Origin of the sequence: Microcoleus sp. FACHB-672 (assembly GCF_014695725.1) — a bacterium.
Classification (GTDB): Bacteria; Cyanobacteriota; Cyanobacteriia; order Cyanobacteriales; family Oscillatoriaceae; genus FACHB-68.
Genome location: NZ_JACJOU010000033.1, coordinates 63,539 through 78,967, shown reverse-complemented (window position 1 = coordinate 78,967; position 15,429 = coordinate 63,539). Strand labels below are relative to the sequence as shown.

The following is a 15,429-nucleotide window of genomic DNA, read 5'->3' as shown; positions in this document are numbered from 1 at the left end:
CTCTTCCCGGTTTTTTGACCGTCGCGCTAGTGAATTCCGGAGGGGGAGGCTCGAATCGCTTTTATACGAAAGCTGTTCGACCAAGAATTATTGAGGTGTTGTAGCATTGCCATATTCTCCTAGTTTTTTTACAGCCTTTAGTTTTAACTCTATATTAAGCAGATTTAATGACTTTTTATTTTAAAAACATGAGTTTTATATTTAATGATTTTTTATATGGCTAGAAGAAAACTTTTATATATTCAATTATTTAATTAAGTATTTTCTAAGTATTTTATAGCGATTGTAGAAGCGTATCTTTTATTTAATAAATAATAAATTTATTTAATTTAAATAAACTTATTTAAATTAACTTAAAGCAAACTTTAAAAGCTTTGCTGGTGTTTACTAAGTTCATTTTATTTCTCATGGAGGCAAACCATTATTTTTTACATCAACTAAGATTTCAATATTTTGAGTAACTTGACGATCAAAATACAAGCATATCTCCAGCTTCATCGGTTGAGGTATCCATTTTTCAATATTTATCGAAACCGCCAGTTGCGGTGGTGGTGAATGTATAAGTAGCCCACTTCAGGAAAATAAAGTTTATCTCTCTGTTAATCAGAAAAGAGTTTCAGGTGGTTCAACTGATTTTGGTTGCTTATCTGTTAACTGCGCTTCTGCTAACTTTTATAACTGAGATAAAATAAGCTATGCACTATAAAAATAGCCGTTCGCTTAATGACTAACAGGTGAAGATGTTCAAAGAAAGCTCGCATACTTTTTCAAGGCTATCTTTTTGCGCTCAATCACATTTTCCTGCCAAATCTTACGCAGTTTAAGGGTGGAGTCAGCAGGGAAGGGGGGAAGGGGATAGGGTTAGAAAAGATAGATAGCTCTAGCTTTTCACCATTAGCCCTAATAAATGGGTGCTTCAGCCTTACCTTATTGTTACCTCATTGCCTATTGGCAGTTTTTTTGAAATCTTTAAATTAGTAAAGGGTCTCTGAATGCTAAACTTTCGTGTCAATTGGAATCGAAATGATAAATTCTGAACCTTCACCCATAACAGACTTACAAGTTAGCTTTCCGCCATGTTTCTCTACTACAATTTGGTGGCTAATGGATAATCCTAAACCTGTCCCTTTGCCCACCGGCTTGGTTGTGAAGAACGGGTCAAATAGCTTAGCTTTGACTTGCTCAGTCATACCAGGGCCGTTATCGCTAATGCGAATTTCCAGGGATTTACCGTTGATGAGGGATGTGCAAATCCGAAGCAGTCCTTTGTCTTTTGTGCGTTGTTCGGCGTGCGAAGCAGATAATTTTTGCTCGCTAGCAAAAGATTCTTCAATCGCATCAATGGCATTACTGAGCAGATTCATAAACACTTGATTCAGTTGGCCGGCATAACAAGGCACTAAAGCAAAATCTCCATATTCTTTAATCACCTCAATACCTGGACGCCCTGCCTTAGCTTTCAGCCGATTTTGCAAAATTAGCAGCGTGCTGTCTATTCCAGAGTGAATATCCACCGGCTTCTTCTGGGCTTCATCCAAGCGTGAGAAATTCCGCAAGCTAAGCACAACTTCGCGAATGCGATCTGCCCCCACCTGCATAGAAGCCAGGAGTTTAGGAAAATCTTGGGTCAGGAAATCGAGGCTGACGCGCTCAATATGGCTTTGAATTTCTGCTACAGGATGGGGATAGTGTTTGGCATAAAGATCGACGAGGTTCAGCAAGTCTTGAGTGTACTGACGTGCGTAGGCAAGATTACCGTAAATAAAACTAACTGGGTTATTAATTTCATGGGCAACGCCGGCAACCAATTGCCCTAGAGAAGACATTTTTTCGGTTTGAATCAGTTGAGTTTGAGTGGCTTGGAGTTCTTGCAAAGCCAGTTCTAACTGTTGGGCTTGTTGCCTGAAGTTCTCTTCAGACCGGCGCAACGCTTCTTCTGCCTGTTTGGCCAGGGTGATATTTTGTGTCATCACCAGGCCGGCGAGCACTTCTCCCTGTTCGTTTCTCACCGGCAGGGTGTGGGTTAGATAAAGCCGGTTGGCATAGGGCACTTCAGCCACCGTCTCTTCCCCTGCAAGTGCCGCCCGGTAAAGCGGTTCGCTAAGGATGCTGGTTTCGGGTGGAAACACTTCTGACAAGGTTTTGCCTTGCATTAACTTTTTAGAAAGTCCGATTTTAGCTAACTCGGTGCCCTCTGCTAAGGTATAGCGGAGGTTGTGGTCAAATAAGCACACCGATCCGTTGGGGAAGTTCCTCGCAAGTGTGCGGTACAGATTTTTACTGCGTCGCAGTTCGGCTTCCATCTGCTTGCGTTCAGTAATGTCTAGCCCAACAAAGACCGCTCTTTTTCCTTGATTGTACTTTTGAGCCACCATCAAATAACTTCGCCGTTCGCCGTCATGATCGACACAAATTTCTTGAGAAGTTGTTCGTTGCGGGCTAGCAAAAGACTGGCGCACAAATTCGGCAAATCCAGGCCGGCTTTCCATAAAACCAACTTCTCTCCCGACAAAGGTTTCAGCCGGCAAATTTAAGGCGGCGGCAACATGGCGGTTAACTCCGAGATATCGCAAATCGGAATCTAACCAAGACACTAACCCGGGTACGGCATCCAATACAGCCTGGAGTTGATCTTTGGCATTTTGCAACTCGTCAGACGCTTGTTTGCGTTTGGTAATGTCCACCCCGACAAAAACAGCTCTTGTCCCCTGACAGTATTTTTGAGCGACGATTAAATAACTGCTCTGACCTCCTTCAAAGCCCACAGACACTTCTTGGGCGGCTGTCTTGTCTGGAGAGGCAAAAAACTCACGCACAAAGTCGGCAAATTTGGGACTGGTGTCTAAAAAGCCCACTTCCCGACCCAGAAAGCTTTCTGGGGGCAAGTTAAGGGCGGCGGCTAAATGCCGGTTTACCCCCAAGTAGCGCAGATCGCACCCGATCCAGGAAACTAATCCGGGTACGGCATCCAAGACTGTCTGGAGTTGCTCGTTGGCGTTTTGCAGTGCGATTTCGGCTTGTTTGCGTTCGGTAATGTCTCGCACAAAGGCGCAATGGTACTCAGCACCTTTGAATTCCAAATAATTGACGGTGACTTCGGCAGGAAACAGGAGACCTTCTTTGGTGCGGTAGGTGGTTTCAAAGGTGAAGGATTGAAATTGCTTGATTGCTCGCCAGTGTTCCACCCACAGGTTGCCAGAAAATGCAGGGTTGATGTCGTGAGCGCTCAGCGAGAGTAGTTCTTCGGCGCTGTACCCCAGCAAGTGGCAGGCGGCTTCATTGACGTAGCTTAATCTTGCATCTGAGGTCATCCAAAAGACTGCATCAGCCGCTTTGTCCATTGCAAACTGAGTTAGCTGTAGCGCTTGAGCGAGATGCTTGTGTTCGGTGACAACTTCGGTGAATAAGATTAAGCCACCGATTTCACCTGCACAGTTATGCCAAGGCTGGATATCCCATTTGACCCAATCTTGTTTGCCATCAGGTCTAGTGAGAGATTCTTCTTGGCTGTGTCCGTGTTCGCCGGCTAAACAGTTATGGTAAATTTGCTGCCAGTCTGGATTGGCGGTTGGAAAGAATTCGTCGTGAGATCGACCAATAAGGTTTTCGGATTCCAAGCCGTACTCTGTCTGCCACCGACGCGAAACGGCCAAATAATGCATTTGCCGGTCTACCATCGCGACTGCTGCCGGTACGTGTTCTACAAATCGACGAAATCGCTCTTCACTCTCATGCAGTGCCACGTCTGTCCTCTGGTGATTGTGAGTGGTTGACTCTTGAACTTCGTGCGGGGCTTGTAGATGAAGCGGTTGCTGAACGGACGTTTTAAGCACTCTTGGAAACCTCCTGCATGGCTCTGAATGAGAATTTTGACAGTTGTTTTGTTATTAAATATCCGTGCTTTTCCTACCAAAATATGCTGGTCATCGTTGGTAGGGTTAACACAATTGGGCCATCCAAAAGTTAAAACTTTCAAACGTCCGTCAAGTTTGAGTCCGCTTGTTTAGAAAGCTCCTCGCTATCAATGGTGGTTTCTTACTCAGGTTAAAGCCCCAAGCGATGGCTTGAAAGTTGCCAAATTCTATAAACCCTAGTTAATGCATCCTGGTGGCGGCACTGCCGTCTTCAGGTTGAGTGATGCGAACCCTATGATCTGGTGAAGTTAGATGCGAAAGTGGATGCACCGAGCTGAATTAACTGTGTCTTTCACAAAGACTTTGCTTCCCACGGCTTCGGTCTTCGTACCTATGCTCCCTAACTTAACTTTTCTTTATGATATCCGTCAAATTTTTTGGGTACATTTGTGCATAAATTTTAATACTTTGTATCGGTATTTTACACAATTAAAAAAAATCTCCTGTTGGGGAGCGATCTGAGCCGGCCAGCCTCGCTCCCGAAACTATCCTGATTGCTGTTGAACTCGGTCACTTAGGCCCCCGCGCAAGTTATTGACCATTTAGCAGGAAATTAAAAAAATTACCCCTATTTTAGTTATTTTTCAAATCTTAGGAAAGATGCTAGTGAACAATTTTGAAAAAGATAAGCGCAAATAAATTTAACCGTTTAATGCCCTTGAACAGGACTTTTAAACGTTCAGTCATGGCCTGATTCAGTAAATCCTACTTTTTTATTTTTTGAAGTTTTTTATAATCCCAGAGGGAAACTGGCTTCCACCTTTTTCACGGTTTCGGCAAAAAGTAATTCCGCTTCTTGTTGTTTTTTTGCTAGATCGTCAAGGCTGGACAGGCAGTAGAGATTTTCCACTTGGTCGATGACTTCTACGGGAAAATCTCGGTTAAAGTATTTAGTTTCAAAATCGTATCGATTAGGCCGGTATAGCATTCCCAGCACTTCAATTAAGGGGTTAAGGGTGTGGGAGTGGTAGTTAGAAATTGCGGCAACTAAGTTTCCGCGATTGAGTTCTTTTTTAACAAAAATTTGTAAAAAATCAAAGTTGTTTTTCAAAATTGCAAGTCTAGCTTGCATTTCTTGTAAATGCTTGATTTTATCAAGCGCCGGCGGCGTGACAAGATTGGCTTTATCAAATCCAACAACAACATTACCGTGTCTTTCCACTTCTAAAAAATCGTTACGGCTGCTGCGCTTGAGTACGGCAAAATCAATTTGTAAAAAAGGATTCACTCCTTCAAGTTGATAAAAGCACTGGCTGTGTCCATGCCAGGCCGGTTCTGGCACTCTCCATTTAAATTGAATCTCAGAAATTGTTTTGAGAGATTGTTCAAGAATATCGAAGGTATCTTGAACCCGATAGTCTTCAACGATCACTGCAATGTCAATATCTGACCACTCATCAGTATATCCGTGCGCTGCCGAACCGCCCTGCCATAAAGCTAAAACCCAATCTATGGGCAGCAGGGCCGCAATAATCGTTTCTAGAATAACCGCTCTCATCGATTGTAAAAATAGATAGAGAAAACCAACAAATAAAGGAAGCAGCGTCAGCTTCCATCCCAAAAGTAGTGCCGGCATCAACGGCTTCATGTCATTGATTGCCGGCACTAGTCTTCTGTCAGTTTATCCTATCTTTGCGCGGTTTTCAAACACAAGTTCTCACCACTCTGATCGGCTAAGCAGTTACCGTTTTTATCAAGGATGATGGCAGATTTAACGGTCGGAAATTGTTTGAGAGTGGCATTGATAGCGGTTTTTGCACGAGCATCATCTCCAACGCCGGCTGAAACCACATCTTTGCAAAATTTCACTTTGGCGACTCCATTGGTGACGGAGATGGTAAAGTCTCGGCCACAATTAGAGTTTCCTCTTAATTTGACAGCATCGGCTAACCCCTTTTGCCGTTCCGCTGCTTGAGGGCCGGCGATCAATTGTTCGATAGCAAAGGTAGCTACACTCTGACTTTCAGTCGTCCGCCACACAGCCTCAACATCGGTAAAGTTTTGAGCGGTTGCAGAGCTTTTTGGGAAAAAGACTTTAACCTTACTTTTAGCTGCTTTAACGGAATTGGATGCTCCTTGAGCAACTTGTTTTACTCCATTATTATGCTTAGATTCAGTTACGCTTGGCGCTGATTGTGATGCGGTAACTTGTGGAGATGAGTCCGGTGAAGGTACGGCAGTTGTTACAGAACTCGAACAAGCATTAACAGTGCAAACAGTCAGGAGAAGGAATAAAGCGCGGAAAGTTGATTGGCGGTTCATTTGCATTTTGACCTGTTTAGAAGTTTGTTTAATGTCTACGCTGCTATATTGGCTTCAAGCCAGCTCAACTTTATTTCGGGAGTGCCAAAAAGTTAATTGGCTACGAATTGTTGGATTTTTGAGCCGGCATTGGAAACCGGCCTGATTTTCCAGGGTGCCAAAAAATAAACTGTCTATGCCTCAATCTATTTTGTTAGACCTCTTACTAAAGCCGGCTATTGCCTTCCAACTGAGTGTTTGGATCTTCCAGTCGGATTTGGGAACCATCCTCATTGGTGCGGTAAACTAAGCTTTGGCCTCTGCCGTCTATCATCACTCGCCATCCCACGAAGTTACCCACTGCACAGCCATCTGCGGGACTTGGCAAACCAAAACAGCTATCAGACCAAATTTGCCTTTGTGCTTGGAGGATGCGTAATTCAGAAGTGGGTGCGTTTAAACGTTTGCCGGCTTCCCGTAAAGCTGCGTAAGCAATAGAATTAGGTGCTTCGTCATTGCGCGGTGGCATTCCGGCAATTGCTTCTGTCCGGATTCGAGAACCGGCATTATCTGTGCGATAGACTTGAATTTCCTTGGCTTTGCCTTCCACAACCACGCGCCAGCCGGGTGTCGGGGTTCCCATGCAGCGTTCCACAGAACTGGGAAGACCTAAACAGGCATCAGGCCAAGTTTCCTGCTTAATTTCTACAATTAAAAGTTCGGAGGTTGGCAAGGTTAAATGTTGAGATGCCAGCTTTAAAGCGACATCAACAACAGCAGTAGGTGCTTTTGTATTAACCGTGAGGAGTTCTCTTTTAGAGAGTTTAACCAGGGAACCTGTTTCGTCAGTATTATAAACCCAACGGTTTTGTCTGTTTTGTAAGGTAATTTCCCAGCCGGTTGTCGCGACTGGATCACAAGGATTAGGAAACGTTGAGACTTCGCACCCATAAGCCCAATTGGCTTTTACAGCTTTCACAATGCGAAAGCTTTTCTCTGGTAATTTCCAGGCTTGTGCAGCTTCTTGCAAAACGGCTTTTTCTACAGATTTCGGCAGGTTGCTGTCAATAATATTGCTAGCTGCTTCATTGAGTCTGACTTGGGAACCACGGCTATCACTGCGATAAACTAAGCGTTGCTGTTTGGCTTCTACGCTGACTTCCCAAGCCTGCATATTAATTTTTGTGCAACCTTCAGCCGGCTTCGGTAAATTTAAACAGCCGTTGGTTTGAATTTGTTCAGATTTAACAATGCGGAATTCTTTTGGTTGCAATCCTGTACGTTGACCGGCAGCTTTCAGGATGGCATTAGCAACGACTTGCGGCAACTTGCTGGCAGGCTGTCTTTGTTTGATTTGTTGGGCCGTTCTGTCTTGCCGGTTAAAAGCTTCTGCGGTTGCTGTTTGTAGTAGGGATAAACTTCCCCCGATTGCCAAAACTCCTGTTAAGGTAAAGGCGACAAAACCGCGAGATTTTAGATAATTGTTCGGTTGGAAGTCTTTCATAGGGAATGCGTTATAGTTGCTGGTTGAAAATATTCTTCAGGTTTTCAAATCAAGAAACTGGAAACTTTTGGAAAATTTGGAAGTAGGCCGGCAGTGCCAAGATTAAGGTGTTTCGGATTTTGGCGCTTATGATAAAAAATTCCCCAAAAATTATTGAAGAAAAATAAACGCTCAAAATAACCAAACACATCATAAAATTCGGGTGCCGATTAGTCGCAAATTAGCCACAGGTTTGCTTTGTTATTGTTCTAGCATTCTGCCTGAAGGGGGATGTCAGTGGTTTCTAAAACTGAAACCGACAGAGAGTGGGTGAATTAACCGGCGCTTGATGGTTAGTTGTTGAAACGTGGATTGATCACCTAAGACGGGTTTACTTTTGAGTCCTATGATGAAACCTTACGATCAGGACTTTTAAGATCAAAATAATGGCAATCCACATCGGCACATCAGGTTGGAGTTATGACCACTGGCAGGGGATACTCTATCCCCACCAACGGCCACCCCGCGAAAGACTTGATTACTATATCCAGCGATATCAAACTGTCGAAGTTAACAGCACTTATTACCGTTGGCCTCCAGATGCTACGTTTTCCGGCTGGCAGCAACGTCTTCCAGAGGGCTTTTTGATGACGGTAAAAGCGCCTCGCGGGTTGACCCACAGCACTCGTTTGTATTCGCCAGAAAGATGGTTAGATCGCATGGATGCCGGCCTGCGTTGTCTAGGAGATAAGCTAGGCATTCTACTGGTGCAACTGCCGCCCAAATTTGCCTGCGATCTTCCCCGTCTAGCTTACTTTTTGCAACAAACGCCGGCTTGGATAAAATTAACAGTAGAATTCCGGCATCCGAGTTGGCACCGGCAAGAAGTTTTTGAGTTACTAGAACAAAGAAATGCTGCTTACTGCGTAATGAGTGGCGCAAATTTACCGTGCATTCTTCGCGCCACCGCCTCATTTGTGTATGCGCGTCTACATGGCCCAGATCCGAACTACCTTTATGGCGGATCGTATTCTGACAACGATCTGCACTGGTGGGCTGATCGCATCCGCGAATGGGAAGGGCAAGGACGCAGTGTGTTTGTTTACTTCAACAATGATGGAGAGGGAAATGCTATCAGGAATGCAGATACGTTGAAGGGGTTTTTAGGCGTTTGAAGCGGTTTTAAATTAATCCTAATCAGTCTTATTTGCAAAAAATTTCCGCGTGGTTGGATAGATGCCTGCCGGCACCTACCCTGATTCTTTGTGCCAAAACGCGTGGAGTTGGGTAGCTATGTCTGCGATCGCTTGTTTGCCGGTGTCGAGTACCGATGCCCAGCCGACAAAACTGTGAATCATGCCGGCATACTGTTTAAGCGACACCGGCACCCCTGCCTCTTGTAACCGCACCCCATAGGCTTGGGCTTCATCACGCACCACATCGCATTCAGCGGTGATAATCAGTGCCGGAGGCAGGTTACTTAAGCTATCAGCCAGCAGGGGAGAAGCATAGGAATTTTCTCCATCCTCCCCACTGCTGAGATAGTGATGCCAGAACCAAACCATCTCGTCATGGCTTAAACCATAGTTTCCTTGCCCATAAAGCCGGTAAGACTCGGTGTCAAAGCCATAACAAGTTACGGGGTAAATTAGCAGTTGATGCACAATGGCTGGATAACCTCTATCCCGCGCCATGAGTGCCACTGCCGCAGCGAGATTGCCGCCGGCGCTATCCCCTCCCACAGCAATGCAAGTGGGTTCTCCATTGATCACAGCGGCATTCGCGGCACACCAAGCAGTCGCAGCAAAAGCATCTTCTACAGCGGCGGGGAACTTGTGTTCTGGGGCGAGTCGGTAATCTACCGACACCACCACACACTTCGCATCCTTCGCCAACAAGCGACAAATATTATCTGCCGCATCCAGATCGCCCAGTACCCACCCGCCACCGTGAAAATACACCAGCACCGGCAAGGGCGTGCTGCTTTCAGGGCTATAAATACGAACCGGAATATTGCCATCCCCGCCAGGAATGGTTCGATTTTCGATGTGAAAAACGGCTGGTGGTTTGAGCGCTTTCCCTCGCACTTTTGCGGCGAGTTCCCGTGCCTGTGCTGGTTCGAGGGTAGTAAGGGCCGGTAATTCCAGCCGATCTAGTTGCTGCAAAAATTTCTGTACTTGTGGATCGAGCGACATTAATCTTCTACGCGATCAACTTGTTTCAGATGAATGTGCTTGCGTCCTAAGGAAATTTCAAACTCATCTCCCGGTTGGAGTTCCATTTGTTTGGTGTAGGCAGCACCGATCAAAAGGTTTCCGTTCGTTTGCACGCTAATGCGATAGCTTGCTGTCCGTCCCCCGCGCCCAGATCCTTCAGAATTTCCATCAAGATCGATTCCTTCCGCATCTATCAGTGCGTTAAGGAACTTCATAATGTTGACCCTTTCCAATCCGTTTTTGGTAACGGTGTAGTAACCACAGGCTTTCGCTTTTTCTTCTTTGCTGAGATTGGAAAGCTCTTTAACTTTCTTGAGCAGGTCTTCACCTGTTAGAACTTGAGGAGTTTTTGCTTTAGCCATTAAATCACACCTTAGAAAAATTATTCAATGATTCTATCATTAACTAGCTAAAACACAAGAGGATTTTTAAGGATTTACTACCGGCTCTATCCAAAGATGGGAGATGGGGAACTAAATCGCCCTAAAATTCTACCTGAAGGTATCGCCCTCAAAGATGTAGTGACCCCCTAGGCTTAATGACTGCAACTCCTCTTGAGTCCTGTTAGTTGCCCGTCGATTAATTTTACTCTCTCTCTTCTCCTTTCACGCGCAATTTTAATGACAGGTATTGCTAAGGGATGCGCTCTTGTTCTTGGGGGCCGGCCTCAGCACAATCAGCGAGAATTTCCAGCTAGATATTATAAAGGAGGAAAAGGCGAAAGCGATCAAGAATTTGGCATTTTGCACATTGAATAACGTGGGTGCCGGTGTTCTCTTGCCCCATCTTTTCCCCCACCGAGCTAAGCTTTAGTTTTTGCTGAAAGCGCCTGCTCAAGCTGGTTGCAGGCTGATTCAATTTTGTCAATGCTACCGGGATTTACCAACCCGTAGTAGTCAAAAACATACACCCGGTTGTTCTGCGTCGCTCTTAGCTTTCCCCAAAAAGGCTCAGACTTAAACTGCTTGAGATTTTCCTGTCTGGTATCCACAACTAAGATCATTTCGGGATTTGCCTCCAACACTTTTTCTGCCGAAAGGGTCACATACCCACCGATAGGACTTTTACCTTGTAAGTCTGCCACGACATTATTTATCCCAAATTTAGCTAGCAAATCGCCCGTCCAACTGTTTTTGTTGGGTGAGAGAATCGGCTGGCGGCTGACGAGCACTAAAGTAGATGGAGCATCCGTTGCCGGTTTTTCGATAAACGTTTGATAGCGTGCCAACAGTGGTTGAGGATCGGCACCAATTGCTTGAGCGAGGCTTTTAGTGATTTCTGCAAGGTCATCCCATTTATCAATCTGGGTGGAGAGAGTGGGAATCCCTAGCGCTTTCAATTTTGGCAGGATTTCAGCATGAAACTCCTCACTCCCGACAACGAGATCGGGTTTGAGGGCGACAATTTTTTCCAGATTGGGGGGCGTTTGACCCTTGCTAACTTGCGTGATTCCCTGAAAGCGGGCATCCTCTTCAAATAACTTGCTGCCTGTGATGCCAACGAGTTTGGTTTTGTCTAGCCGGTAGATAATATCAGAAGAGAGAGAGGTGAGGGTAACAACTCTTTCGGCTACCTTTTTAGAGGTGTCAGTTGGTGAGTTCGTGGCAGGGGTGCAAGCGACTAACACCACACTTAATAAGAGTGCAGCAACGGCAAATATCCAACGACGAAGCATAAAACCTCCGGGTTTGAAACGCAATATTTAAGAAGAATAGGGAATTTTTTAGCTTCCCATCTTTCCGTCTTCCTTTCAGCCATCGGGAAAAACAATCAACCCGAAACCGCAGGAGAGGGGGAAATCGGGCAAATTTGAGGGCCAACCGGCGTCTGGAGAACGACAACTTCCACGTCAAAGACTTGGGCGAAATTTTCGGTAGTCAGCACTTGTGCCGGCGTCCCGATGTCACTCAGCCGCCCTTGCTTAAGCATGGCGATGCGTGAACTATACCGCGCCGCTAAGTTTACCTCATGCAGTACCGTTACAATTGATAGTCCTTGCTGCTGGTTGAGTTTTTTGAGGAGTTCCAGCAGTTGCAGTTGGTAGTGAATATCTAAATAAGTTGTCGGTTCATCTAATAACAATACGCGCGGCGATTGTGCCAGCGCCAGTGCCAAAAACGCCCGCTGCCGTTCTCCCCCGGACAGTTGTTCGACGGGGCGATCGCTAAACGGTTCAATCCCTGTCTCAACAATTGCCTCCTCAACTTTGGCGCGATCTTCTGCATTGAGTTCCCACTGCCACCAAGGTTGATGCGGTGTTCTCCCCAAACCGACTAACTGCCGCACTGTCAAGCCGGCAGGAATCGGTTGCTGTTGCGGCAAAATTGCCAATTTTTGCGCGACTACATTTGCCGGCTGGCTGTGAATGGCTTTTCCATCTAAAATGACTGTGCCTTGTTGAGGTTGCAGGATGCGACTGAGAAGTTTGAGCAAGGTAGATTTACCTGAACCGTTGGCACCCACTAAACTCAGCCACTCGCCCGGTTGTAGGGTTAAGTCAATGTCATGAATCACAGGCGTCATATCGTAACCACCGGCAAGATTTTGAACTTCTAAGGGCATGATCTGGGGGAAAAGGGGAGGAGGCAGAGGGGGAGAATGGGAGAAATTTATATAATCAGAAAAACAAGTTTTTTGGCAACGTCCCAGAGGGGGAGAAGCGTTAACTTTGAGATTTAGACAAATTCAACTGAGTAAGTGAATGAATATCTAACGTTTTAATTGCTACTAAGTAAGTAGATAAAATTAAGCATCAGTCTTAAACAGGGACATGGAGAATTTGCTACATTATCTTCCCCTTATAAACGTGTCGGGGCAATAGATCGGCGAGACAGCAACCAGATAAACAAGGGCGATCCTAGAAGTGCGGTGACAGCGCCCACCGGCAGCTCAACTGCCCCCAAGCGAGATAACATATCGGCAAAAGTTAGGACTAAAGCCCCGCCAACGGCTGAAAGCGGCAGAACCCAGCGGTAGTCTGTTCCCACTAGCAACCGTACCCCATGCGGTACGATTAAACCAACAAATCCAATTAATCCGCCCACACTAACAGCACCGGCAGCGAGTAAAGTAGCGACGCCTCCGATTAAAATGCGTGATCGCATTAAAGAAAATCCCAATCCCACTGCCAGATCGTCGCCTAAATTTAAGATATTAACTGAGCGTGCTAGCAGACAGCCGGCGACTAATGCTATCAAAATATAAGGGCCGGCTAATCTCACTTCTGACCATCCTCTACCATTGAGACTGCCAATCAGCCAATTAAGGGCAACTTGCACCCGCCCATCATCCGCTAGCAACAGCATGGTTGATTGAGTTGCGCCAAAGAGGGAACTAACGGCAACTCCACCTAAAATTAATCGTTCGACTGAAACGCCGGTGCTTTTGGTACGGGCAATAAAATAAACAAATACGGTTGTTAATATGGCCCCAATCCAAGCGGCTAAGGGCAACCAAGCGGCAAATAATCCTAAAGTTACTAAACCTACAGCAACTAAACCTGCGCCGGCAGAAATTCCCAATAAAAAGGGATCTGCAAGTCCATTTCTTAACATTCCTTGTAGCAACGCGCCTGACATTCCTAAAGCTGCCCCAACGACTAAGGCTGCTATTGTGCGCGGCAGTCGTAAATCCCAGAGAATCGTTTGATTGATCGGATCACCTTGATGTTGCACCGCTTGCCACAACTGGGCAAAACTTAGGGGAACAGCACCTTGAGATAAGGAAATTGCAACGGTCAAAAGTAAGCAAATACCCAAAATTATGCCGGCTTGCCAAGCCCTGTTACCTTGCTTACTCATAATTTTGTAAAGTTTCTAATAATGTTTTGAGAATGAGATAAACAGAAGTTGCCCCGGCATCTGGGTGGCCGGCACTGCGATCGCCTAAATAACTAGCCCGTCCCTTTTTTGCCACTAAAGGAATGGTGTTTTTCACGCCATTCTCTGCCGCTGTTACGGCACAGTTTAAGGCTTCTTTCGTATTCATCCCTTCAGCGATGGCGTTTTTAAAAGCGTCAGATGCCGGTAGCAAAGCATCGAGCATTGTTTTATCACCTAACTGCGCTTTACCGCGTTGAATGACGCCATCTACCCCGGCTTCTAAAAACGCTATCATATCTTGATCGCTTAATTCTAATTTGCCGGCAACCGCTGTACTCGCGCGTAAAAAAAGCGTCCCATAAAGCGGCCCACTTGCCCCTCCTACGCTAGAAATTAAAGTCATACTCACTGCTTTAAGAATGCCGGCAATATCTTTGTCAGCAACGCTTTGTAACTGACTTAAAACTTTCTGAAACCCGCGATTCATATTGATGCCGTGATCCGCGTCCCCAATCGCCGCATCTAATTCAGTTAAGTAGTCTTTATTTTGCTCTAGCACGACTGCTAAAGCTTGCAACCACTGCAAGATTTGCTCTTTTGTTACCACAATGCCTCCTTTAAATGCCCCATCGTAAGCTTGGCGTTTTCACCGGCGCATCCCAAAATTTAAGCATTTCCTCGTCTAACTTCAGCAAGGTAATCGAACAGCCTTGCATATCTAAAGCAGTCATATATGGGCCAATTAAATTGCGGACAATTTGAATTTTGTGCTGTTCACAGATTTTTGCCAATTGTCGATAAACAATGTATAGCTCAGAAAAAGGAGTGCCACCCATGCCATTTACAAAGGCTAAAACTGAATCTCCACTTTGCAAGGGAGGATCGCTGAGTTCTACTTCCACCCAGTCTCCTTTATCTGCATCCCATTCGCGCAGTGTACGGGTGTAGTTAGAATCTTCAATGATAGAAACAGCCAGCATTTCGGTTATTTCATCGGCTGATTTTATTGCCATTCTTTGACGTCCAGGCTCACCGTGAATGCCAATTCCCATTTCGATTTCATCATCACCTAAATTAAACGTGGGACTGCCTTTTGCCGGCACTGTGCAAGACGTTAATGCCATTCCCATGCTACGTCCGTTAAGGTTAACGTGCCGGCAAAGATCGGCAATTTGCTGTAAATTGTAACCGGCTTCAGCAGCAGCACCGCATATTTTTTCTGCAAGTATTGTTGTACCAACTCCTCTACGTCCTTGGGTATAAAGTGAATCTTTGACGGCAATATCATCATCTATCAAAATGTTAAGAATTGGGATGCCTTCTGAGTAGGCGAGTTCGGCTGCCATCTCGAAGTTCATCACATCGCCTGAGTAGTTTTTAACGATGTTGAGGATACCGACACCACTATTCACCATTTTTGCGGCTTCTAGCATTTGATCAGGAGTTGGAGAAGTAAAAACTTCACCAGGACAAGCGGCGTCTAACATTCCCATCCCAACAAAGCCGGTGTGCATCGGTTCGTGTCCGCTACCCCCGCCGGAAATCAGGGCTACTTTGTTTTGAATAGGGGCATCTGTGCGGTAGACGAAGTGAGGATCAAAATGGATTTTGATCAAATCTGGATGTGCGATTGCCATGCCTTCCAGGCTTTCTCGTACAACATTGTCGGGATTGTTAATGAGTTTTTTCATAGTTTTTTAAGAAGAGGCTGGGATTTGGGGATCTAGAATTGTCAGGAAAAATTTACAGACTGG

12 protein-coding genes are annotated in these 15,429 nt (G+C 45.5%); 1 reads left to right on the top strand and 11 read right to left on the bottom strand.

Annotated elements, in window-relative coordinates; genetic code table 11:
- Positions 1–995: 995 nt before the first annotated feature.
- The 4 genes from H6F56_RS23615 to H6F56_RS23600 form a co-directional block, all read right to left on the bottom strand.
- The gene (locus H6F56_RS23615; protein WP_190673793.1) at positions 996–3,833 is read right to left on the bottom strand and encodes a PAS domain S-box protein; all 2,838 of its coding nucleotides are present in this window, start codon (positions 3,831–3,833) and stop codon (positions 996–998) included.
- Between the two features lie 811 nt (positions 3,834–4,644).
- Positions 4,645–5,520 (bottom strand): nucleotidyltransferase domain-containing protein, encoded by an 876-nt coding sequence (locus H6F56_RS23610; RefSeq protein WP_309236622.1) that lies wholly within the window; start codon positions 5,518–5,520, stop codon positions 4,645–4,647.
- Positions 5,521–5,540: 20 nt separating this feature from the next.
- Complete coding sequence (locus H6F56_RS23605) at positions 5,541–6,176, bottom strand: GerMN domain-containing protein (protein WP_190673791.1); 636 nt, start codon at positions 6,174–6,176, stop codon at positions 5,541–5,543.
- A 205-nt stretch (positions 6,177–6,381) separates the two neighbouring features.
- Positions 6,382–7,659 carry a hypothetical protein gene (locus H6F56_RS23600; RefSeq protein ID WP_190673789.1) on the bottom strand — a complete coding sequence of 426 codons (1,278 nt, stop codon included), beginning with the start codon at positions 7,657–7,659 and terminating at the stop codon, positions 6,382–6,384.
- 425 nt (positions 7,660–8,084) lie between these two features.
- Between H6F56_RS23600 and H6F56_RS23595 the strand changes: the two genes are divergently transcribed.
- A complete protein-coding gene (locus tag H6F56_RS23595; protein ID WP_190673787.1) occupies positions 8,085–8,813 on the top strand; it encodes a DUF72 domain-containing protein in 729 nt (242 codons plus the stop codon).
- Positions 8,814–8,888: 75 nt separating this feature from the next.
- Here H6F56_RS23595 and H6F56_RS23590 read toward each other — a convergent pair whose 3' ends face one another.
- The 7 genes from H6F56_RS23590 to dhaK all read right to left on the bottom strand — a co-directional run bounded on the left by H6F56_RS23590 (position 8,889) and on the right by dhaK (position 15,366).
- Positions 8,889–9,833: an alpha/beta hydrolase gene (locus tag H6F56_RS23590; RefSeq protein ID WP_190673785.1), complete on the bottom strand. Its 945-nt coding sequence runs from the start codon at positions 9,831–9,833 to the stop codon at positions 8,889–8,891.
- A complete protein-coding gene (locus H6F56_RS23585) occupies positions 9,833–10,216 on the bottom strand; it encodes an AbrB family transcriptional regulator (RefSeq protein WP_190673782.1) in 384 nt (127 codons plus the stop codon). The genes H6F56_RS23590 and H6F56_RS23585 overlap by 1 nt, the downstream gene beginning before the upstream one ends.
- Positions 10,217–10,656: 440 nt before the next feature.
- Complete coding sequence (locus H6F56_RS23580; protein ID WP_190673779.1) at positions 10,657–11,529, bottom strand: ABC transporter substrate-binding protein; 873 nt, start codon at positions 11,527–11,529, stop codon at positions 10,657–10,659.
- Positions 11,530–11,624: 95 nt separating this feature from the next.
- On the bottom strand, positions 11,625–12,416 hold the full coding sequence (locus tag H6F56_RS23575) for an ABC transporter ATP-binding protein (RefSeq protein WP_190673776.1): 792 nt from the start codon (positions 12,414–12,416) through the stop codon (positions 11,625–11,627).
- Between the two features lie 236 nt (positions 12,417–12,652).
- Entirely contained in the window at positions 12,653–13,654 is a 1,002-nt protein-coding gene (locus H6F56_RS23570) for a FecCD family ABC transporter permease (RefSeq protein ID WP_190673774.1), read from the bottom strand.
- Entirely contained in the window at positions 13,647–14,282 is a 636-nt protein-coding gene (gene dhaL / locus H6F56_RS23565; protein WP_190673772.1) for a dihydroxyacetone kinase subunit DhaL, read from the bottom strand. The genes H6F56_RS23570 and dhaL overlap by 8 nt, the downstream gene beginning before the upstream one ends.
- Before the next feature lie 10 nt (positions 14,283–14,292).
- On the bottom strand, positions 14,293–15,366 hold the full coding sequence (dhaK, locus tag H6F56_RS23560) for a dihydroxyacetone kinase subunit DhaK (protein WP_190673769.1): 1,074 nt from the start codon (positions 15,364–15,366) through the stop codon (positions 14,293–14,295).
- Between the last annotated feature and the right edge of the window lie 63 nt (positions 15,367–15,429).

What these genes read in the sequence shown, in the direction of transcription:
- H6F56_RS23570 (WP_190673774.1), bottom strand. Translation starts at nt 13,654, where the DNA reads ATGAGTAAGCAAGGTAACAGGGCTTGGCAAGCCGGCATAATTTTGGGT.
- H6F56_RS23590 (WP_190673785.1), bottom strand. Translation starts at nt 9,833, where the DNA reads ATGTCGCTCGATCCACAAGTACAGAAATTTTTGCAGCAACTAGATCGG.
- dhaK (WP_190673769.1), bottom strand. Translation starts at nt 15,366, where the DNA reads ATGAAAAAACTCATTAACAATCCCGACAATGTTGTACGAGAAAGCCTG.
- H6F56_RS23595 (WP_190673787.1), top strand. Translation starts at nt 8,085, where the DNA reads ATGGCAATCCACATCGGCACATCAGGTTGGAGTTATGACCACTGGCAG.
- H6F56_RS23585 (WP_190673782.1), bottom strand. Translation starts at nt 10,216, where the DNA reads ATGGCTAAAGCAAAAACTCCTCAAGTTCTAACAGGTGAAGACCTGCTC.
- H6F56_RS23580 (WP_190673779.1), bottom strand. Translation starts at nt 11,529, where the DNA reads ATGCTTCGTCGTTGGATATTTGCCGTTGCTGCACTCTTATTAAGTGTG.
- H6F56_RS23575 (WP_190673776.1), bottom strand. Translation starts at nt 12,416, where the DNA reads ATGCCCTTAGAAGTTCAAAATCTTGCCGGTGGTTACGATATGACGCCT.
- H6F56_RS23600 (WP_190673789.1), bottom strand. Translation starts at nt 7,659, where the DNA reads ATGAAAGACTTCCAACCGAACAATTATCTAAAATCTCGCGGTTTTGTC.
- H6F56_RS23605 (WP_190673791.1), bottom strand. Translation starts at nt 6,176, where the DNA reads ATGAACCGCCAATCAACTTTCCGCGCTTTATTCCTTCTCCTGACTGTT.